The 20,998-nt window shown below is 38.3% G+C and carries 20 protein-coding genes and 1 tRNA gene; 14 read left to right on the forward strand and 7 right to left on the reverse strand.

Features of this window, described 5'->3' with window-relative positions:
- Nucleotides 1-52 precede the first annotated feature (52 nt).
- Genes R3D71_06870 through R3D71_06885 form a run of 4 tightly spaced genes read left to right on the forward strand, consistent with a single transcriptional unit; the run spans nucleotide 53 to nucleotide 3,514 of the window.
- Entirely contained in the window at nucleotides 53-574 is a 522-nt protein-coding gene (locus R3D71_06870; GenBank protein MEZ5691369.1) for a MarR family transcriptional regulator, read from the forward strand.
- Nucleotides 575-599: 25 nt separating this feature from the next.
- On the forward strand, nucleotides 600-1,007 hold the full coding sequence (locus tag R3D71_06875; protein MEZ5691370.1) for a hypothetical protein: 408 nt from the start codon (nucleotides 600-602) through the stop codon (nucleotides 1,005-1,007).
- An 18-nt stretch (nucleotides 1,008-1,025) separates the two neighbouring features.
- Nucleotides 1,026-1,676 (forward strand): DUF4166 domain-containing protein, encoded by a 651-nt coding sequence (locus tag R3D71_06880; protein ID MEZ5691371.1) that lies wholly within the window; start codon nucleotides 1,026-1,028, stop codon nucleotides 1,674-1,676.
- Nucleotides 1,673-3,514 carry a TIGR01777 family oxidoreductase gene (locus tag R3D71_06885; protein MEZ5691372.1) on the forward strand — a complete coding sequence of 614 codons (1,842 nt, stop codon included), beginning with the start codon at nucleotides 1,673-1,675 and terminating at the stop codon, nucleotides 3,512-3,514. The genes R3D71_06880 and R3D71_06885 overlap by 4 nt, the downstream gene beginning before the upstream one ends.
- A 142-nt stretch (nucleotides 3,515-3,656) precedes the next feature.
- On the opposite strand, the gene R3D71_06890 is transcribed toward R3D71_06885, so the two are convergent.
- From R3D71_06890 to lipA, 4 genes are all read right to left on the reverse strand, one after another.
- Nucleotides 3,657-3,746 (reverse strand) — tRNA-Ser (locus tag R3D71_06890).
- A gap of 137 nt (nucleotides 3,747-3,883) precedes the next feature.
- A complete protein-coding gene (locus tag R3D71_06895; GenBank protein ID MEZ5691373.1) occupies nucleotides 3,884-4,336 on the reverse strand; it encodes a type II toxin-antitoxin system RatA family toxin in 453 nt (150 codons plus the stop codon).
- Nucleotides 4,337-4,720: a hypothetical protein gene (locus R3D71_06900; GenBank protein ID MEZ5691374.1), complete on the reverse strand. Its 384-nt coding sequence runs from the start codon at nucleotides 4,718-4,720 to the stop codon at nucleotides 4,337-4,339. It abuts the gene before it with no gap.
- A 19-nt stretch (nucleotides 4,721-4,739) separates the two neighbouring features.
- A complete protein-coding gene (lipA, locus tag R3D71_06905) occupies nucleotides 4,740-5,672 on the reverse strand; it encodes a lipoyl synthase (protein ID MEZ5691375.1) in 933 nt (310 codons plus the stop codon).
- Between the two features lie 241 nt (nucleotides 5,673-5,913).
- Here lipA and rpoZ point away from each other — a divergent pair, with 241 nt between their 5' ends.
- On the forward strand, nucleotides 5,914-6,306 hold the full coding sequence (rpoZ, locus tag R3D71_06910; GenBank protein MEZ5691376.1) for a DNA-directed RNA polymerase subunit omega: 393 nt from the start codon (nucleotides 5,914-5,916) through the stop codon (nucleotides 6,304-6,306).
- A gap of 58 nt (nucleotides 6,307-6,364) precedes the next feature.
- Here rpoZ and R3D71_06915 read toward each other — a convergent pair whose 3' ends face one another.
- The 3 genes from R3D71_06915 to R3D71_06925 all read right to left on the reverse strand — a co-directional run bounded on the left by R3D71_06915 (nucleotide 6,365) and on the right by R3D71_06925 (nucleotide 10,784).
- Nucleotides 6,365-7,414, reverse strand: a complete 1,050-nt coding sequence (locus R3D71_06915; GenBank protein MEZ5691377.1) for a rod shape-determining protein — start codon at nucleotides 7,412-7,414, stop codon at nucleotides 6,365-6,367.
- A 191-nt stretch (nucleotides 7,415-7,605) separates the two neighbouring features.
- Nucleotides 7,606-9,462 (reverse strand): SLC13 family permease, encoded by a 1,857-nt coding sequence (locus R3D71_06920; GenBank protein MEZ5691378.1) that lies wholly within the window; start codon nucleotides 9,460-9,462, stop codon nucleotides 7,606-7,608.
- Nucleotides 9,459-10,784: a mechanosensitive ion channel gene (locus tag R3D71_06925; GenBank protein MEZ5691379.1), complete on the reverse strand. Its 1,326-nt coding sequence runs from the start codon at nucleotides 10,782-10,784 to the stop codon at nucleotides 9,459-9,461. The genes R3D71_06920 and R3D71_06925 overlap by 4 nt, the downstream gene beginning before the upstream one ends.
- Nucleotides 10,785-10,955: 171 nt before the next feature.
- Here R3D71_06925 and R3D71_06930 point away from each other — a divergent pair, with 171 nt between their 5' ends.
- The 9 genes from R3D71_06930 (at nucleotide 10,956) to R3D71_06970 (ending at nucleotide 20,830) form a co-directional block, all read left to right on the forward strand.
- Nucleotides 10,956-12,758 (forward strand): BamA/TamA family outer membrane protein, encoded by a 1,803-nt coding sequence (locus tag R3D71_06930; protein ID MEZ5691380.1) that lies wholly within the window; start codon nucleotides 10,956-10,958, stop codon nucleotides 12,756-12,758.
- 2 nt (nucleotides 12,759-12,760) lie between these two features.
- Nucleotides 12,761-15,979, forward strand: coding sequence for a translocation/assembly module TamB domain-containing protein (locus R3D71_06935; protein ID MEZ5691381.1), 3,219 nt, complete (start codon nucleotides 12,761-12,763; stop codon nucleotides 15,977-15,979).
- Nucleotides 15,980-16,465: 486 nt separating this feature from the next.
- Nucleotides 16,466-17,587 (forward strand): CpaF family protein, encoded by a 1,122-nt coding sequence (locus R3D71_06940; protein ID MEZ5691382.1) that lies wholly within the window; start codon nucleotides 16,466-16,468, stop codon nucleotides 17,585-17,587.
- 175 nt (nucleotides 17,588-17,762) lie between these two features.
- Entirely contained in the window at nucleotides 17,763-18,350 is a 588-nt protein-coding gene (gene raiA / locus R3D71_06945; protein MEZ5691383.1) for a ribosome-associated translation inhibitor RaiA, read from the forward strand.
- A gap of 18 nt (nucleotides 18,351-18,368) precedes the next feature.
- Nucleotides 18,369-18,818 carry a PTS sugar transporter subunit IIA gene (locus R3D71_06950; protein ID MEZ5691384.1) on the forward strand — a complete coding sequence of 150 codons (450 nt, stop codon included), beginning with the start codon at nucleotides 18,369-18,371 and terminating at the stop codon, nucleotides 18,816-18,818.
- A gap of 64 nt (nucleotides 18,819-18,882) precedes the next feature.
- Nucleotides 18,883-19,062 (forward strand): hypothetical protein, encoded by a 180-nt coding sequence (locus R3D71_06955; protein ID MEZ5691385.1) that lies wholly within the window; start codon nucleotides 18,883-18,885, stop codon nucleotides 19,060-19,062.
- A 5-nt stretch (nucleotides 19,063-19,067) separates the two neighbouring features.
- Nucleotides 19,068-19,865, forward strand: coding sequence for an exodeoxyribonuclease III (gene xth / locus R3D71_06960; protein ID MEZ5691386.1), 798 nt, complete (start codon nucleotides 19,068-19,070; stop codon nucleotides 19,863-19,865).
- Between the two features lie 19 nt (nucleotides 19,866-19,884).
- Nucleotides 19,885-20,217 carry a phosphoribosyl-AMP cyclohydrolase gene (hisI, locus tag R3D71_06965; GenBank protein MEZ5691387.1) on the forward strand — a complete coding sequence of 111 codons (333 nt, stop codon included), beginning with the start codon at nucleotides 19,885-19,887 and terminating at the stop codon, nucleotides 20,215-20,217.
- A 103-nt stretch (nucleotides 20,218-20,320) separates the two neighbouring features.
- Nucleotides 20,321-20,830 (forward strand): hypothetical protein, encoded by a 510-nt coding sequence (locus tag R3D71_06970; GenBank protein MEZ5691388.1) that lies wholly within the window; start codon nucleotides 20,321-20,323, stop codon nucleotides 20,828-20,830.
- Nucleotides 20,831-20,998 lie beyond the last annotated feature (168 nt).

Raw genomic sequence — 20,998 nt, forward strand, 5'->3', positions numbered from 1 at the left:
AATTTATGTTATTTCTGAATTTACAGAAATTAAATAAACAAAGAGGAGCGTTATGGAGATTACCAAAAACATGGAAGAATTTATCTTGTTCTGGGGTGAAATGGGTGCTCGCTGGGGGGTTAACCGCTCCGTGGCTCAGATACATGCGCTATTATATCTTTCTGATAAGCCGCTTCCAGCAGATGAAATTCAGGAGATTTTAAAAATTGCTCGCTCAAATGTAAGCAACAGCCTTAAGGAGCTACAAAGCTGGAAGCTGGTGCATTTATCTCATGTTATGGGTGATAGGCGCGACCATTTTGAAGCCATACAAGAACCGTGGGATATGGTTATGGCAATTGCCGAAGGCAGAAAAGTCCGTGAAATAGATCCGGCTCTTGAGATGCTACGTAAATGCTCTGAGAAGCTTGAAGGTGACAAAGCGACACCAGATGATGTGAAAAAGAAAATCGAAAATATGCACAAATTTTTAGAAGAAAGCAATAGATGGTACCAAGATATGCTGACCGTGCCTAGGCCCGTTTTAAAGGCCTTGATGAAGTTAGGTGCTAAAGTGGTGAAAATTATAAAGTAACTGTTAATACAAATAGGATGATGACATGAAGAATATAATTTTAGGTTTTATAAAACATCTCCTATTATTCATGCTTGCCAATATCTTAGCAGCTGCCATGCTTGGGTTGCTGATCAGTATATTTAGCGGTTCTTTTAATGCTGATATTGGAAATTTCATAGCAGGCGTGCTGTTTTTTGCAATGTTTGGTACAGCTTTTACTGTGATTCCATATACAATAGCTATCTCCATTATCAAAGGGATCAAAGACTCTCCTATCTGGGCATATGCCATTGGTGGATTGGCAAGCCCATTATTCCTATATTTATGGTTCGCAAATACGGTTTCAAATGCAAAAGACTCGATTCTTATAGTAGCATTTATGTTTACCGGAGCTGTCTGCGGAGCAGTATATGGGGTATTAGATAAGAAATACAGGTTTCTCCTAAAATAAAAATTCAAGGAGAAAGTCATGATTGAACACGTTATACCCGCAATAAACATAGCTGAACCTAAAGAGCATATCGCAGACTTCAGGCATCTTGCGAAAGGTGGTGGCTGGCAAAAATTATCTCCGGCTATTAAGATGCGTTTTGATGCAATGGCTGAAGGGAAATATACCCATAACTACGCCGGAAATATGATCGTTAGAAGATCTAAGCTTGGCCTGCTATTTTCATATATCTGCAAATTATTTGGCAGCCCGTTGGTGGCCGATCAGGCAGAGAGCGCAAAAGTTGATGTATCTGTTTTTCAAAAAGGCGAAGGCATTTGCTGGCAGCGTGTTTTTCATTTCAATAACAAAGCGCCGATAACCGTATCGTCACTTAAAGTGGTTGATAGCAAATATGGATTAATGGAGCGCGTGGGCAGCGGGCTTAACATGATTCTGGAAGTCTATGAAGAAGACGGTAATTTGCATTTTGTCAGCAATAAATATTGCATCAAAATTGGCAGTTTTTATATGCGCCTGCCGTCCATTCTAACTCCGGGCAGATTACACGTTGCCCACATTGACGAAGGAAACGGCGCTTTCAGATTCCGCATGTCTTTTGACCATAAGTATTTTGGCCAAACATTTTTTCAGGATGGTGTGTTTATGAGTAAAGGAGGTCAACAATGAATACTGTATTTACGATAATGCTGGTGCAAGTGATCTTAGGAGCATTTGATAATTTTTATCACCATGAACTAACAGAAAAACTACCTTCAAAACCAAGCGCAAGGCATGAGCTTACATTCCACTTCATACGTGAAATGATTTATGCCGTTATCTTCTTTGGGTTGGCGTGGTGGCAGTGGCACGGTGCATGGGCTATAGTATTAGGCGCTCTGCTTATAACCGAACTCGTTGTCACTCTTTGTGACTTTGTTATTGAAGACAAAACAAGGCTATTGCCTCCATTTGAAAGAGTGCTGCATACTATTCTGGCTATCAGTATTGGCATATTCTTAGCGGTTTTTTATCCGGTATTAAGTGGATGGTATGGCAATGATACTATGATGGTATCTGTTAATTATGGCATATGGTCATGGATGTTTACAGCCTTTGCCGTTGGAGTCCTTGTTTGGGGTATTAGAAACGCAATTGCTGTAATGAAACTGCATATTCTAAAAGTACCGGAATGGCAAAGAAAGCCGTTTAAAAAAGGTAAAAATGATAATCCTAAAACCTACCTTATCACAGGTGCTACCGGTTTTATTGGTACTGCATTGGTTAGAAAATTTATAGAAGAAGGCAATGATGTTATTGCTCTTAGCCGTGATAAAGAAAAGGTAACTTATAAATTTGGCCCACACGTTACAGCTATTGACGATCTGGTATCAATTAAAAACAGCGATAAAATTGATGTTGTTATTAACCTTGCAGGAGAAGCGCTTGCAGGAGGCCTGTGGACAAAAGCCCGTAAGCAAAAGTTCTTTGATAGCCGCTTAAATACTACTAAAAACCTTGTAGAACTTATCGGCAGGTTAAAGCAAAAACCGGAACTTCTTCTTAATGGCTCTGCTATCGGTTATTACGGCAACCGCGGCAATGAAACCATGACAGAAGAAAGCGATAGCAAAACAGATTTTATGGCAAGCCTTTGTCAACAATGGGAAGAAGAAACCGCCCAAGCAGAAGAATATGGTCTGCGTGTAGTTCGTCTTCGTATCGGTTTGGTATTAGATGGTAATGGCGGGATATTAACACCAATGCTACTTTCTACTAAATTCTATGGCGGCATGGTAATGGGTAGCGGTCAGCAATATATGAGCTGGATTGATCTTTATGATATTATTCGCCTGATGCAGTTTATTGTATCTAAACCAAAAATCACAGGTGCGGTCAACGCCACTGCACCTAATCCCGCGACTCAAAAAAGTTTTATGAAAACGTTAGGTAAAGCTGTCAATCGCCCGGTCTTTATGTGGGCGTCGGGTTTCATTTTTAGGTTCCTTTTAAAGGATATGGCAGACTTGTTTTTAAACGGCCAGAAAGTTATACCTCAAAAAGCTGGGGCCGCCGGATTTGAATTTCTGTACCCTGAACTGCACCAGTCATTTGAGCGTATTATTTCAGGTGATAAAAAAGAAGTCAGTGGTATTGCTCAGATATATTATAACTCTGAGTGCCCGGTATGCGACGGTGAGATGACTCACTATTGCAAGTTAAAGGATCAATCCGGCGCACCGATGGACTTCTATGACATCACTTCAAATCCAGATGCTTTAAAACAATATGGTTTGAGCAAGGAAGATATACAGCGCCGCATGTACGTGCTCAAAGCTAATGGTGAGGTGGCAAATGGTGTTGATGCCTCAATAGAGATATGGTCACACCTGTCACGCTACCAAATATTTGCAAAGCTTCTGCGGTTGCCCGTACTGCATTTTATAGGAAGCTTCATATATGAAGGTATCATTGTTCCAAGGCTTGCTTATGTTAATGCTAAACGCACCACAAAACTTCCCATATGAGACTTTATGCATTTTTGCAGGATAATTTCTCTAAATTTCAGTTCTCGCAGTGAGTTCCGATAAAACCATACAGTCCAAATGCCCCGGAACTGCGGGGCTTTTGCTGGTAGGCTATTGATTACAATGGAAAACTAAGAATCAATGGCGGACAGGGCGGGATTCGAACCCGCGATAGAGTCTCCCCTATACACACTTTCCAGGCGTGCGCCTTCGACCACTCGGCCACCTGTCCATAAATAATATAATCACCGTCTTAATACAGCCTAGTGACTATTTCCGCTCAAGTGCCGCTTAGGCTGGCGACCACCTGTTTACTCACGCTTATTATATAAATCATTAGATGTCAAAAAACAGAACTCAACGTAACTGTCAACATTTATTCCCATACAGTTCATCAGCCCTTTTCTTAAACGCTCCTACCATTTTCTCCGTCGCTTTACCAAATAATTTACCAATAAGTTTTTCAAGTATGCGTGAGCGAAACTTAAAATCCAAGGTAAAATCAATAATAGTTCCCTGTTTATCTGGGGTAAACCTCCAGCTATTAGTTAAATGCTCAAAAGGTCCTTTGACCATAACAACATCAATATTTGCCTCACAATTTTCAGAAGGTGGTGTAACTGTCACTTTTGAGGTATAGCTCTGGGTAATGTGCGAAAAAGAAATTACTAGCTCTCCTAAAAACTCATTTTCTTTACGCTCTATTACCCGTGCCGCCCGACACCACGGCAAAAACTGTGGATATTTTTCAATATCAACCACCAGATCAAATAATCGCTGCGGTAAATATGGGGAAATCTGTCTTTCACTATGTATTGGCATTTATTGCGACACCAAATCTTTATTCATTTCTACCCATTTATTCACCTCTCCCAACAATTCATCAGAGGGTTTTTGTACCTCAATCACACCGGAATCAATATTCGCACTAATGGTCGCCTGTAATATTTTTATATCTCTACCCAAAAAAACTTGTAATTTTTTACCAATATTATCAGCGGTATATTGAGCGAATCTATCCTTTGCCCCAGCGGTTAGTTTTATAGTTAAAGAACCATCATCATTTTTATTAATTTTTTCTATTTCCTCACTTTTTATATGAAAAGTCCCAATATTTTTATTTTCCTCAAAACCAGCGAACGCGTAAAACGCGTATATTATAGATACAATCAGGAAAGGGAAAAACTCAAAACGTTTAGCTGTCATTGATAAACCTACCGTAAGCTTACTTATTCTTATTTTTAGCAAGCATCACGTCCCTAGCCGCTTGCATTTTAGCGAAATCATCCGCCGCGTGATAGCTAGAGCGAGTAAGCGGTGATGATGACACCATCAGAAATCCCTTAACTCGTGCCTGCCTCGCGTAATATTCAAACTCATCAGGAGTAACGTAACGATCAACCGGAGCATGCGCCGGAGTTGGCTGCAAATATTGCCCGATAGTTATAAAATCAACATCCGCTTCCCTAAAATCATCCATCACCTGAATGACCTCCTCTTTTGTCTCACCAATTCCCACCATTATCCCAGACTTGGTAAATACTGACGGATTCATTTCCTTAACAGTCTTCAGCAAATGCAGAGAGCTAAAATATCTGGCACTTGGTCTTATGGTTTTATAAAGACGAGGAACAGTCTCAATATTATGATTAAACACATCAGGACGAGCATCAGCGACAATTTTTATTCCCTCTTCCTTACGCAGAAAATCAGGTGTTAACACTTCTATTGTCGTATTTGGCGAACGCCTGCGTACCGCTTCAATACATTCAGCGAAATGTTTCGCGCCACCATCGGGCAAATCATCACGGTCAACTGAGGTTATCACCACATGCTTAAGCCCAAGTTCAGCTATCGCTTGCGCCAAATTCTCTGGCTCATGCGGATTTAATGCGCCGGGAACTCCCGTCTTTACATTACAAAAAGCACAGGCACGAGTGCAGGTATCACCCATTATCATAACGGTAGCGTGTTTTTGGCTCCAACATTCCCCGATATTCGGACACGCCGCCTCTTCACACACGGTATTGAGCTTAAGCCCATGAATAATATCACGAGTCTTAGCGTACTCTTTGGAAGTCGGAGCCTTAACCCGTATCCAGTCAGGACGCACCAGCTTTTTATCTTTCTTTTCCAACATATTATGTATTTCAGCCATATATAACCAGTATCCTATTAAATTTTATAGTAATTTGAAATAAGAAATTCTTATTTCGAATAACAAGGTCGCAACCGCAAGAAGCCGCTCGCGCGGTGTAAGCCTCAGCAGTGTCTGAACGTCTACTTAACTTTTTTTCAGAAAAAATTAAGTAGAGATACTATATTACTTGCTATTTACAGCTTTTTACTATAAAAATCCACTCTTTCCAAAGAAATATTCAGATTTATGGAGTAAATACATGGCACGCGTAACCGTTGAGGACTGCATTACTAAAATCCCTAACCGCTTTGATTTGGTTTTGCTTGCCTCACAAAGAGCAAAACAAATCACCTCTGGAAACCCGCCAACAGTTGAGCGCGATAATGACAAAGATTCCGTTATATCGCTTAGAGAGATAGCTGAGGAAACTATTGATCTAAATACAATTAGTGACGATCTAATGCAAAGCTTCTTCAAACGCCCAATATCTGATATAGCTGATCAAAAACTTCTTACTAAAGGTGAGGACATACCTTCGGATGTAGAAGAAGCGTTTAGGGATGCTGCCTCTAGCGTTAGAATGTCAGAAGATTCTATCCAGAGTGAGTCTGGAATGTCATTCGATGATGATAATATAGACGCTGACGATTAGTCTAAGTTTTTTTGTGTAATTTCAGGCAGTACGGCTGCTGTGGGTATCCGATACCACACTACTCCTGCTTGAAAAGAACATGCTTTAACTCATCTGGATTTTCTAACACTTTACCAGAGCCAAGAGCAACGCAATCCAAAGAATGGTCAGCGATAAATACTGGAAGGCTGGTAGCGTTAGAAAGAACTAAATCAAGATTTCTCAGCATAGCCCCACCACCGGTAAGCACAATACCCTTATCAACTATATCAGATGATAGCTCAGGCGGAGTACATTCAAGAGCGACCTTTACCGCTTCTATTATCTGACCAACCGGCTCAACAAGACTTTCGGCTATCTGATACTCAGAAAGCGTAATCTCCTTAGGAACACCATTTAATAAGTCCCTACCCTTTATCTCTATCATTTTTCCATCACCATTTTCAGGAGCGCAAGCAGCGCCTATTTCCTTCTTTATCCTTTCAGCGGTTGATTCCCCTATAAGCAAATTGGCGTAACGACGTATATATGATATAATGGCCTCATCCATTTTATCACCACCAACCCTTACACTGCGAGCATAGACAATTCCACCAAGCGAAAGTACCGCTACCTCAGTAGTGCCACCACCAATATCAACGATCATAGAACCAGTTGGAAGGGTAACCGGAAGACCAGCGCCTATCGCCGCCGCCATTGGCTCCTCAATAAGCCACACCTCACGAGCTCCAGCATTCTCAGCGGCTTCCTGAATCGCTCTTCTTTCCACCGGAGTTGAACCAGAAGGAACACAAATAACTACCATCGGATGCGGACGAATAAAACTAGTGCTGCTACTATGAACACGGCGGATAAAATGCTTTATCATCTCCTCAGCAGATAAAAAATCAGCGATAACACCATCTTTAAGTGGACGCTTAGCGTCAATCTTAGCGGGAGTGCGTCCAAGCATCATTTTAGCTTCATTACCAAAAGCGAAAGGTGTCATCGTACCATGATTATCACGCATAGCGACCACCGATGGCTCATTTAGCACTATTCCCCTACCCTTCACATAGACAAGAGTATTAGCCGTTCCCAGATCTATAGCCATATCAACAGGATTTAGACCAAACAATTTATACAACATAAAAAATCATCCAAACAAATAAAAATAAAATGTTATCTCACATCGTCAGGTTTATATAAAAACACAGAAGCAACAAGCAATTTTTTTATTTTTACAATTAATATAAAATTATAAGAGAGTAACTATATTTCATATTGGTTATTCTATTATTAACTTTATAATAGTTTTTTGCAAATGCAGCACATTAAATGCTAAATATTCCAATACCAAGGAATCACAAAAGAAGCGGCTATCCATAAAATTATATTAAGAGGCAGCCCTATCCTTAAATAATCGGTAAAGCGATAGCCACCAGCGTTGAACACCAATGTATTAGTTTGATACCCGATGGGAGTAGCAAAGCTAGCGCTCGCTCCAAACATAATAGCGGCGGCAAAGGCTTTAGGATCAATTCCCATCTGATTAGCAAGCCCTATGGCAATTGGCGTTAACATAACCGCCGCCGCGTTATTGCTAAACACTTCAGTCATCGCTGATGTCATAAGATATAAAATAGAAATTATAAAAAACGGCGACAACCCTTCCGTAAATGACATTATACTATCTACTATCAACTTCAAAGCTCCAGTATTTTCCATAGCTACGCTTACCGCAAGCATAGAGTAAATGAGAAGCAACACTTGACCGTGTAAAGCTTTATAAGCGTCATTATTTTTTATACACCCAACTAAAACAACCGAAACCGCCGCGACAAAAGCTCCTCCGGCTATCGGCAATATATCAAAAACAGCAAGAAGAATGGCAAAAGCGACAGCGGCTATAGCGATTGGCGCTCGCTCCGTATCATAAGGCTCGTGCGCAGGCTTACTCAAATTAAGCAATTCATCATTCTTAAATATACGTTTTATCTCTGATTCTTTTCCTCTAAGCAACAACGTGTCACCAACTTCCAGTATTACATCATCAAAATCCATACTGATTTTGCCTTTTTGCCGATGTACCGCAAGTATATGTACGTTATATATCTCACCCAATCGCAAATTTTTAATCTGCCTTCCGGCAAAGCTTGATTCAGGGGCTATTATCCCTTCCATTACTATGGTGCTATCCTCAACTATGTCACTAGGAGCGAATGGAGCACTTTCCTGCGCTTGTTCTTTTTGCGCCTGACTTAATATCTGCCTTTGCCCAGTCATCAAGACTAAACGATCATCTATCTCTAATATAGTTTCTGGATCTATATTAGAGGTAAAATCTTTAGACTCAATTTTCTCACGAAAAATCTTGGCGATATCAGAACCACCAAAAAATCTTGATAAAGCTATTTTTGACTGCTCATCCTTATGCTTGATAATATGTACCGGCTGATAATCATTTTCCTCAGTAAAACCTGCCTCTTTAAGCGTTTTACCTGCAAAACCAGAAATCTCGGTTATATGAATTTGAGTAATATACTGGCGTTTGAAGCTCTGGTCAAAAAACTCCGATAATGATTTCCTCGCTGGCAATAATCGCTTGCCAATAAAAAATAAATATACCCCTCCGATAAACGCTAATATTAGTCCAGGAACAAATATCTCAAACATACTAAAAGCCGCGACTCCCATCGTTCTTGCCACACCATCAACCAAAAGATTAGTTGACGTACCGATAAGAGTACAAGTTCCACCGAGTATGGAAGCGTAGGAAAGTGGTATCAGTAATTTTGACGCTGGCAAGGAAATATTATGGGCAAGAGTTACCATAACCGGTATCATAATAAGCACTATAGAAGTATTATTAATGAAAAAAGAACCAGCGAATACCAACATAAATGTCGTACCAAGAGCGAGCATAACGCTTTTTCCTGATATGGTAAGTATGGCTCGTCCTAAATAATCAATTACCCCTGTTTTCTCTAAAGCGGCGCTTAATATAAACATAGCGGCAACCGTCATCGCCGCTGGATTACTAAATACCGTAAGAAAATCACTAGTTTTAAGAACTCCGGTTATAATAAGAAAGCTAGCAGCAGCAAGCGCTAACAACTCAACAGACGCTACTTGCCTAGCAAAAGCGATAAATAAAGCCAAAACCGTAAACAGGGTTATCAATATAGGTATCGTCATATCTTATCTTGATTTATTAGCTGGTTAACCTTTTCAAAAAACTCGGACTTTACATTAATATCACGTTGAGGAAAAGGTATTTCAATATCATTTTCCTTAAATAAATCCCATATACGAAAATATATCTGGCTCTTAATGTTACCTATACCATCTTCTGGATTATCTATCCATAACCTTATCTCAAAATCCACAGAACTATCGCCAAAACCAGTGAGTAAACAAACCGGTTTTGGATTACTCAAAACTCTTTCGTTTTCCTCTACTGCCTGTAATAAAAGGCTCTGAACCTTATGAATATCAGCGGAGTAAGAAACCCCTACCGGAATACGCACCCTTACTTTTTTATCACTATATGACCAATTTTCCACTTCCTGCGTTATCAGATTCTCATTCGGTATTAGATGCTCTTTACCATCACGGGTAAGCACCGACACATACCTCGCGCCAAGTGAGTTAACCCAACCGTAAGTATCGCCAATAGAAATAACGTCACCGGGTTTTACCGACTTATCCAATAATAATATTATCCCGCTTATTAGATTGGAAAAAACTTTCTGTAAACCAAAGCCAATACCAAAACCAAGAGCACCACTAAATACAGTAAGAGCGGTAAGATCCAGCCCAATTATATTAAGCCCAACTATCGCTCCTATCGCGTAAAGCATTATGTTAGATAGTTTATAGAATAAAACACGCTGTGAAGGCGTTAATGAATAGGCTTTCTTAAAGCTATGTTCCAATATTCCAGATAAGAAACCAACCCCCCAAAACAACAAAACAAAAGCTATAATACTTTTTACGACAAGCAATAATGATACGTTAAAATCACCCATTGAGACAGCGGATTTATCCATAAACTCAATGGTAGGAGCAAGTAAGCCTATAATGTTAAGCGCGGCAAGAACCCATAGGGTAATCGCCACAGTTCTTGCCCAAAATGAGCTTTTTATAGTAGCTGAGGTAAAACGTATGACCGCCCATGCGCTAGTAAGAGACGCTACTATCTTAAGAAGCTGAAAACTAACCTTTAATTCTTGTGCGAATAAAGTCGCTATCCACAAAAACAATATACCGAAAAATAGGAATAATATCTCCTGATAAGATATGTTAAACCAAGGGAGTGATATTTTACTAGAGTCCCCCTTCTTATCTTTTATCCATGTTACGCTATTTTTCGCGAAAATCTTTGCCAGAAGGAAAATAATTATTATTATACCAAGCTGAATAAGCGTCTCAAAGGAAATTACGTTATTAACTACCCAATTAAGTGACGCTTCAAGTTTTTCTTTTACGGCTTTGCTATATATGTCAATATCATCCATACTTTAGACTTACTTATTAAATTTACTTAATTTTACGTTACGACATTTATAATGTATTATGAGTCTAGCAGAAAATAATATTATAACAACCTGACTGATAAAAATATCGTGATTTACATCATACTCAAAAATACAAAAAATATTCTTTTTTATTTTATATCGCTATTAACAGTGACCTCTATACTCATTACGCAAACGTCATTTAGCCTTGCCGATGAAAAAAACAATATCAACTATAAGGTAAAGATATACGTTGTTGAGCAAAAAGAACATGCTGAGGTTAATCCAGAAAAGGACAATATAAAAACTCTGATCAACAAGCTTGAATCAACAATTAACGAACGTTCCTATATTCCAGAAAATGACCTTAACTATATTTATTATCACTTTGATCAAGAGAAGAGTTATATAGAGGATTCTTTACATTCTTATGGTTATTACAAATCAAAAGTAAGTTTTGATATTAACGAAAAAGAGCAAAAAGCTATATTTTCCATTATACCATCAACACGTTATACTTTTGGTAAAGTAAGTATATTAGTGGATAACAAGGAAGATAAAAATAAAGACACTCTAAATATACCGACAATAGAAAAGCTAAAAGACTCAATGTCAGCGCAAGAAGGCGACGCTGCTATCGCGCATAAAGTTATCTCAGATGAGGAAATAATCAGCAAATGGACACAAAAAAATAACTGTCTATTTGATTTTAAGATATTTCATGAGGCTATCGTAGATAATACTAGCGACAAAGTTAATATTGACTATCACGTTATTATGGGAAGGCAAGCTAAATTCGCTAATATTGAATTTAACGGTAGCAAAACAATATCTGATTCATATTTACATAAAATAATACCTGACCTACAAAATAAATGTTTTAAGAAAAGTGAGGTAAATAATATAAAATTAGCGCTTCGTAAATCTAGCTTAATAGAAGATAGTGAGATTATACTACCACAATCACCAAACATTGATGGTGGAGTACCCGTTACCATTAAGATAAAAGAAAAAACTCACCGCTCATTAAAAGCAAGCGCTAAATACGCCACAGATAGTGGTATTGGTTTAAGTGGCGGCTGGGAACATCGCAACTTCTTATCAAATGGTGAAAAACTTTCCACAGAACTTAATTTATCCATGCTAGAAAGTGGTATTTCTGGTAAATTTGAGAAAAACTTTTTTTTACAGGATAATCAAAAACTAAATATTGATACCACATTAAAAAAACAAGATAACGACGCTTTTGAAAGCACTGGATTTACCATAAAAGCGGCAGTTGAGCGTAAACTGGAAAATGGCTGGAAAATCGGCGCTGGAGTCGGATATGGCTTTGAGCAGATCACCGATAATGACTCTACTGAAAATACCGCGCTTTTTTCTATCCCTTTATTCGCCTCCAAAGATAAAAGAGATAATATCTTAAACCCAACAAAAGGCTGGACATTTAATATACATGCTACCCCATTTTTTGATACCATAAATTCCAGCTCATATTTTATAAAAGATGAGATAAACACCACCTACTATAAATCATTTAATCTGTTAGCAAGCCCTGTATTCGCCGCGCGTTTTGCCGCTGGCAATATATGGGGAGCATCCATAGAAAACATCCCAGCTACCGAACGTTTTTATCGTGGCGGCGGCGGCTCTATACGTGGTTATGAGTACAATACCGTATCTCCACTTGATTCTGATAATCTACCAACAGGTGGACGTTCTTTTATTGAGGGCGGTATGGAGCTTAGATTCCGTGTCATGGAGGATTATGGTTTTGTGACTTTTATTGATGGTGGTAACGCTTATGATAAAGCGATTCCAGATTTTGACGAGGAACTATTGTTTAGCGGTGGTTTTGGACTACGTTATTATACTGATTTCGCACCGATTAGGGCTGATATAGCTTTCCCACTTAATGGTAGAGATATTGATAATTCCTTTCAGGTTTATTTTAGTATCGGACAGGCGTTTTGATTATGGGTCTATATAAAAAATTAAGAACTTACGGCTTACCAGCGTATATCGCTCTGCCATCATATGTGATAATTTTTGTCGTAATATTATTGATGTTATCGCTAATCACAATATCAATATTCCTATCTACTAATTATGGCAAATCTTCTATTACACATAAATTAGAAAAAGAAATTTACGACGCTACTGGATACTTCACAAAAATTGATGATATATCATTCTTCCCAATGCTCAGTGTTAGAGCTAAAAATATTTTGCTAACGGATGGGAAAACAAACACTATCAAAGTCAACAACTTTTCCTTAAAATTAAAACCACTTGCCTATAAAGCATATCTAAAGGCAAAGAATATAATAATCCCAGCGAACAAAACTAAGGATGATAATAATACTGGCGAGGATATAGAGCTATCGTTAGATTCTGATATTAAATGGTTAAGCGGACAAAATTTAGTGATTTTTTCTGTAGATAATTATATCAGTAAAGGAGCTAGTTATATAAATAACGGCAATCTGCGTACCACCGGAGAATATCTGTTAAATAATAATATATTGCGTATTAACAGTTCAAAATTCATCAACGCTAGAATAATAGCGAATAATAAAGCCAATATAGATTTTAATACTGACAAATTGCTTGCCACATCCAAAATAGACGTAAATAACCTAGAAAAAATTAATGATAAACTATCTGGAAAAATAAATATAAATAGTGAGATTGAAGGAAGCCTGACCAGCCAAACAATCAAAAGTAAAATAACATCAAAGAATGTTATATATGACAAAACTCCAATCCATGATTTTAGCGCCATAATAAACGCTAAGAATGAAAATGAAATATTAGACGGAACTCTTAACGTTACTAACAACCAAAACGCTGAGATAAAACTTGTCTATAAAGTGGCTGGAAATACAACATCTCTAAATGATATACAGGTAAGACATGGTAAAAACTCAGCCTATGGCAAGCTTACGATAAATACCGATAATATGCTTACGTCTGGCAAACTAACTATTGATATGCCAGAATTAAAACTCCTATCTGATTACCTAAAAACGCCATTAAGTGGCAAAGTTAACGCTACCGCCAGATTGAATAATGATGGCAAAAAACAAAAAGCTGATATATTGATCAAAGCCGCTAACATAGTAGCCGGAGAATATGGTAATTACCGTCTATCTTCAGCAAATTCAGCGATTAAATTTAATGATGTTTTAAGTTATGACCCTGATATTATAACCCTAGAGGTAAATGATACCTCTTATGACGATACATCTATAAAAAAAGCGTCATTCAAGCTGATAAATAACAAAGGAAATTGGAAAATAAATTCAGATATTTCCGGCAAAGATAGATATGATTTCTCACTTAACACCACAGCCAACGTAAATACTGACTTTAAGAATAATAAGTTTTACGGAAAAATAAACTCACTAACCGCCTCTTACGCTGATGCTAAGATAATCGGCAAAGAAGATATAATCTTTAATATATTAAAGGACAAATCATCTGTCTTAATTCCTTACCTAATTGTCGGCAAAGGAATAGCTAAGGCTGATATAAAACTAGATGACAATAGTACCAATGCCACAATCAGCGGAAAAAATATTTATCCAAAAGATTTTAATCCAGCCATATCACCACTTTTCGCCGAATCACCTATTAATTTTATAATTACAGTAACTGATAAAAATAATAATCCGGAGATTAACGCCAATATTAACGCTGAAAAACTTCTTATTAGTAAAAACTCTCCAAAATCAACAATTAAAATCAATCTTAAAACACTTAGCGATAAAACTAACCTCAAAGCCATCATAAGTGACGGCTCCGCTATTAACTCAAACGTCGCTCTAAATATCCCAACCACATTCTCATTAACTCCGCCGAAACTCTCTGTTGATGAAAATAAACCACTAAATGGTGACGCTAAATTCACTCTTGATACATATGGTATCTCAAAATTTTTACTGCCACCAGAGCATATATTAAGTGGAAAAATACAAGGTAAAATCGCTATATCAGGAACTTCTCTAAAACCATCCTTAAAAGGCAATATCAAGCTTACAGACGGTAGCTACAATAACATACCACTTGGCATCAACCTAATTGATATGAATAGCGAGATAGTAGCGAACAGACAAAACTTAGCCATAAATAAATTTACCGCCAGCGATAAGGAGAAAAACACCATAAATCTTACCGGCAGCGTGAACTCTATATTCAGTGACAAGCTAAACTATAAAATGGATATTTTAAGTGACAGTTTTACCTTATTTAATAATCCTGATTTTTACGCGAAAATAGCAGCAAACTTAAAAATGTCTGGAGACAGCTCATCCGGCAAAATAACCGGTAAACTTGATAATAAATCTATAAAAATAAATCTTCCTGAAAGATTCACTGAAAACCCAGCGCGATTAAATATCACCAAGACTATACCAACATATGAGAGTACCGATAATACGGCTAACAAACATGATAGCGTAACACCATCCCCTTTTAATCTTGTTATGGACATAATCTTCAATGCCGATAATCAGGTTTTTGTACGTGGATGGGGACTTGATACAGAACTTAAAGGTAACCTTAAAATAAGCGGTGACGCGACAAGCCCTGACGTAAAAGGAAAATTAAGTACGGTAAGAGGTAGATATGAGGAATTTGGCAAGAAATTCTCAATTAAAAAAGCCGAGTTAGTATTTGACGGTGAGATACCTCCCTCACCTTATCTTAATATTGTGACAAGCAATAAAGAGTCAGGTGTAGAGATAAACCCGATAATTTCTGGTGAGGTTAGCAAACCAGAGCTTAGGGTGGAGTCAATACCACCAATGCCGCAAGATGAAGCACTGTCAATGCTACTATTTGGCAAAACACCGGGTAAAATCACACCATTTCAAGCCGCGCAACTAGCAGACAGTATTAGAAAATTATCAGGAAAAGGTGGTGGTGGCTTTAATCCGGTAGATAAAGCGCGTGATATACTTGGGCTTGATGACATAAAATTTAACGCCGGAGAGGATGATCTAAGCAGCTCATCCATAGGCGTTGGAAAATATATAGATGATAATATTTATCTTGAACTGGAACAAGACATACAAGGAACCGGTAACAAAGCTAAGATAGAAGTAGAGCTTACTCCCAATATATCTGTTGAAAGTGGCACTAGCTCCACTCAAGACAGCGAAGTTGGCATCAACTGGAAATATGATTATTAGAATTTTGTCAGAAAACTTGTGCTAAATTTGTATAATCCGCATAAAAGCTATCATCCCGAACACAATAGAGGGATCTTAGGTCTATAGGCGTGGCAATCGCCTTTGGATACAATGTCACCCCGCACGTGGTTAGCGGGGTCTAGTGGGTTGCAGAGCAATCCAGTGAAAAGCTCTGTTTTTCACAACCGGATGCCGTCATAAAGACGGCATGACAGTGTCATGTTCAGTGCCTGATACCCAAATGTAATCGCCATGGGTCTATAGGCAATTCTTGCAAAGATTCCTCCGCTCAGTCAGGATAATGAATATTGTTAGAAACATCACGCCTACAGAAGCTAACCAATTATAAAATATAAATAATATCGCAAATAAAATATAAATATATTTTAATAATTTAACTTATTATTATTAATAAAATAATTCAAAATTAATATTTGCCATATAATATTTAGTAACACATAAATTAATTACAGGGATTATCAAACTATGATTAGAGTCGCCAAATTACTAGATAATTATGATGATTTTGGAGCGATAGCCCCCTTACTAGCTGACCACACAGTCAATGATATACTCGTAAACGGATACGACGAAATATACGTTGAACGTGATGGTGTACTAGAAAAAACCGACATAGTTTTCAAGAACGAGAAAGAAGTAAACGATCTAGCGCACTACATAGTAAATATTGTTGGTAGAACTCTGGATGAGGATAGACCAATGGTTGACGCTAGGCTTTCTGATGGTAGTAGGGTTAATATAATAGCTCCGCCACTTGCCGTTGATGGAACTACTATCTCAATCCGTAAATTTTCTCCTAGAAAACGCTCTCTTGATGATTTAGCCGCGCAGAAATGTATGTCCGAAGCAATGTGTGAGTTTCTAAAAATAGCCGCTGCCTGCCGAATGAATATCATAATATCAGGTGGAACAGGTTCCGGTAAAACCACTCTACTTAACGCCATATCTAACCATATCAATAACTGGGAACGCATTGTTACCATAGAAGATGCCGCTGAATTACAGCTACAAAAAGAACATGTAGTAAGGCTAGAGTCGCAACCAGCGATATATGGCGATAATCCTAAAGAAGAAATAACTATTCGTGATTTAGTAAAAAACGCTCTTAGGATGCGTCCAGATCGGATTATTCTTGGTGAGGTACGTGGTGGCGAAGCTTTTGACATGTTACAAGCCATGAACACTGGTCACGAAGGCTCTCTCGCTACTATTCACGCCAACCACCCACGTGACGCTCTAATGCGTCTTGATAACATAATAAGTATGTCACACGCCAACGCTACCATACGCTCTATCAGAAATCAGGTAGCTTCCGCCGTTCACCTTATAGTACAGGTAAGCCGTCAAGGTAATGGACAGCGCTGCGTTTCATTTATCTCCGAGATAGCCGGTATGGAAGGCGACATGATTACCATGAACGAGCTATTTAACTGCACTCCTGAGACTAAAAATGGTGCGGTTTCTCTATCAACAGATGGTGAATATAAGTGGACTGGCGTGATGCCAAGATGCTTACGCCGTATCGCCTATTATGGTGAACTGGAAAGATTATCCAAAGCTCTAGGCATCAGAATACCAAAAATTTAGCTCTTATAGCGCTTTATAAACTAAAAAACAATTTAGCGGTCTTAAATATATTGCCGAATTCTATTGCATCTGGACGTTTTGTGATATAACCTAGCGGTATATATTCCAGAATATAACTGGAACTTTTTGTTTAAGACATCATATAAAAAATCATAATAATTGAAGAGAATAGCATATGAAAATTTCTGTTTCAGGAAAAGGGGTGGACGTTGGCTCCGCTCTGAAGTCACACATTGAGGAACAAATTGAGGAACACGTAAAAAAATATATAGATAGAGTCACCAGCGTCCACGTTGTTATATCACGTGAAGCACACCTATTTCGTGTAGATATTACTGGCAATATAGGAACTCACTCTGGTCTGGTGATACGCGGTCGTGGCGCTCTTGAGGATATATACGCGGCTTTTGACGAGGCCTTAGAAAAAATTTCTAAGCAGCTAAGAAGGTATAAGCGTAAAATCACTAATCACCATAAGAACGCCACTGAACATGATGAGCTTAACAAGCGTGGTATTGGCACTAAATACATAATATCCGCTGATTCCGGTGAGCAAGATGAGAAACAATCCGGTATAGTGATAGCGGAAAAACCAACTGACATAGAAAAGCTAACCGTTAGTGAGGCTGTTATGAGGATGGACTTACAAGATCTTCCCGCTCTCATGTTTTACAACTCAGCTCACGGTAGGTTAAATATTATATATAGAAGAACTGATGGTAACATTTCTTGGGTAGATCCATCAGAAGAAAAAGCCGCCTAGTCCACGCGACATAATAATATGAATATCGCGTCATTACTTTCTGTAAATGCTATAATACCTGACTTACACGCTCGTGATAAGAAACAGGTATTAAAGCAGCTTGCCGCGAGTGCGGCTAAATTTTGCGATATTCCAGAAAAGGAAATATACTCTATACTTCTTCAGCGTGAGAATATGGGCTGTACTGGAATGGGAAATGGAGTTTGTATCCCACATGGCAGGTTTGATAATATTGACAAGATATTTTTATTGTTCGCAAGATTACATAAACCAATTGATTTTATGGCGGCGGATGGGAAAAAGGTTGATTTAGTGTTCCTATTACTCACACCTTCTAATGTTGATAGTGAACATCTTAAAACCCTAGCCCTTATCTCACGCCTACTCAGAGATCGTGATTTATGCGCGACATTACGTGCCACTAGTGACAGAGATGAGCTTCACGCTCTGCTTACAGCCAGCTATTAATACAATATTGAGGATATTTACGATGTTAGCAAAATTCATAAAATTATTTTCAATTGGAATAATTATGACTTTAGTCACCGGATGTTATGCGACACCACGCATTTTCGGTGATAGTAAATATGAGCCAGTATCTGAGCGGTATATAATAAAAGAGCCTCAAAACCCTGAATCAACCACTCAGGATAGTGATGACGACGATGATAACGAAGTAAAACCAATCCAGATAATAAGACAAACTGATTAGTATTTATGCCTCTTAAAATAGTAAGCTGGAATATAAATTCTATAAGGATACGTATTCCTTTGTTACAAAAGCTAATAGACACAGAAAATCCAGATATAATTTGTCTTCAAGAAACTAAAGTAACCGATGAGCTTTTTCCACTAAAACAAATAAAGCAACTAGGGTTTAATAATATATTATTCTCCGGTCAAAAAAGCTATAACGGAGTTGCCATACTCGCTAAACCAGAGGTTAGTGAAAATGTGTGTATGCGGATAGCTGACTCAAACGACAAAAGACATATAGCAACCTCCATTTATAATAAAGTTGAACTGCATAATTTTTACGTACCGGCCGGCGGGGATATTCCAGATCCTAAACAAAATCCAGCTTATGGCTTTAAGCTACGTTTTGTGGAAGCAATGACTGATTGGTCGTGTGAGTTAAAAAAGAATAAAAAATCAGCCATCATTCTTGGTGATTTTAATATCGCCCCACTTCCTAATGATGTCTGGTCACACAAGCAACTCATGAACGTGGTAAGCCATACCGAACCAGAAATCACTAGACTTAATAAACTCAAAGATTCCTACTCTTGGTGTGACGTAGCTAGACATTTCACCAGTGAAGATGAGAAAGTCTATAGCTGGTGGAGCTATCGTAATCGTGACTGGAAAAAATCCAATAGAGGACGCAGACTCGACCATATCTGGGTCACCCCTGACCTCGTTTCCTCAGTTAAAAACTTCTCTATATTAAGAGAAGCTCGTGATTGGCAATCTCCCTCCGACCATGTGCCAATAATAATGGAAATAGAATTGTAGATGAGTTAAAACATACTCTATGAAAAAAAACATAATAGATATACTAAAACAGATAAAATTTGATAGTAACGGGCTTGTTCCGGCAATAGCACAAGATTATCAAAGCGGTGAGGTATTAATGATGGCGTGGATGAACGCTAATGCCATTCAAAAAACCATTAATAGCGGTGAGGTTCACTATTGGTCACGCTCACGTGGGAGGTTGTGGAAAAAAGGTGAAACTTCCGGTAATGTCCAGAATCTTAAGGAATTTACACTAGATTGTGATGGCGACACAATATTACTTAAAATTGAACAGGTTGGCGTTGCCTGCCATACTGGCAAGCGTAGCTGTTTTTTTAATAAGATATAGAATAAAAATAGGTTAATAAATTCAACTGTCACAAAAGCTTAACACAAACTTCGTGATCAAACTGCTATAATTCAGTATATGTAAACTAAAATAATGGGTTGTTATGGCTGAAGATAGTAATATAAATGGCGCTCCTACCGCTACTAGTGGTGGTAATAACTCTGATGGTAAGAATCAGCACGACACACAACACGCCAGAAATCCAGCCCGTAATTTAGGCAGAGATGCTGATGGCGCAGAAAACAAGCAACCGCTGGAGAGAACTAGCTTGGCAGAACGCACTAGCAACAGAATAAAGAGTATTGTAGCAGTTCTAACCGCTAGTTTAAATCTGAGTGATGAAGAAAAGCTACATACAGAAGCAGACCTAAGTTCCAAGTCTGCTGGCGGTAAGCAGATAACTGCTAAAGATGCTGTAGATACAGCTGAAAAAGTAGCTTCTGCCGAAAAGTTTAATCCTACATCATCTTTGTCATCAGAAGTGATGTTACTTGCAAGAGGAGAAGGAAATAGATTGCAAGAATATAATACAACTATGACTGACACTAGCGGAGCACGTCTGCAAGCTGGCGCTAGCAAGCCACATCAACAACAAGAAGGGCTGTCTGCTTAAGTCACTGTTAGCCTATACTTGATTTTGGATTATTCTTATACAAAACAAGCGTTGTCACCTCATTATTTATTATCTGTAACCCCGCACTTACCCCCTGTCACCCTTACTGAGAATACTCCATTAAATCTGGCTAAAGCCTATTTACTTACTACCATCACAAAAACGTTT

This window comes from Rickettsiales bacterium (assembly GCA_041396965.1).
In the GTDB taxonomy this organism is placed as follows: domain Bacteria; phylum Pseudomonadota; class Alphaproteobacteria; order Rickettsiales; family SXRF01; genus SXRF01.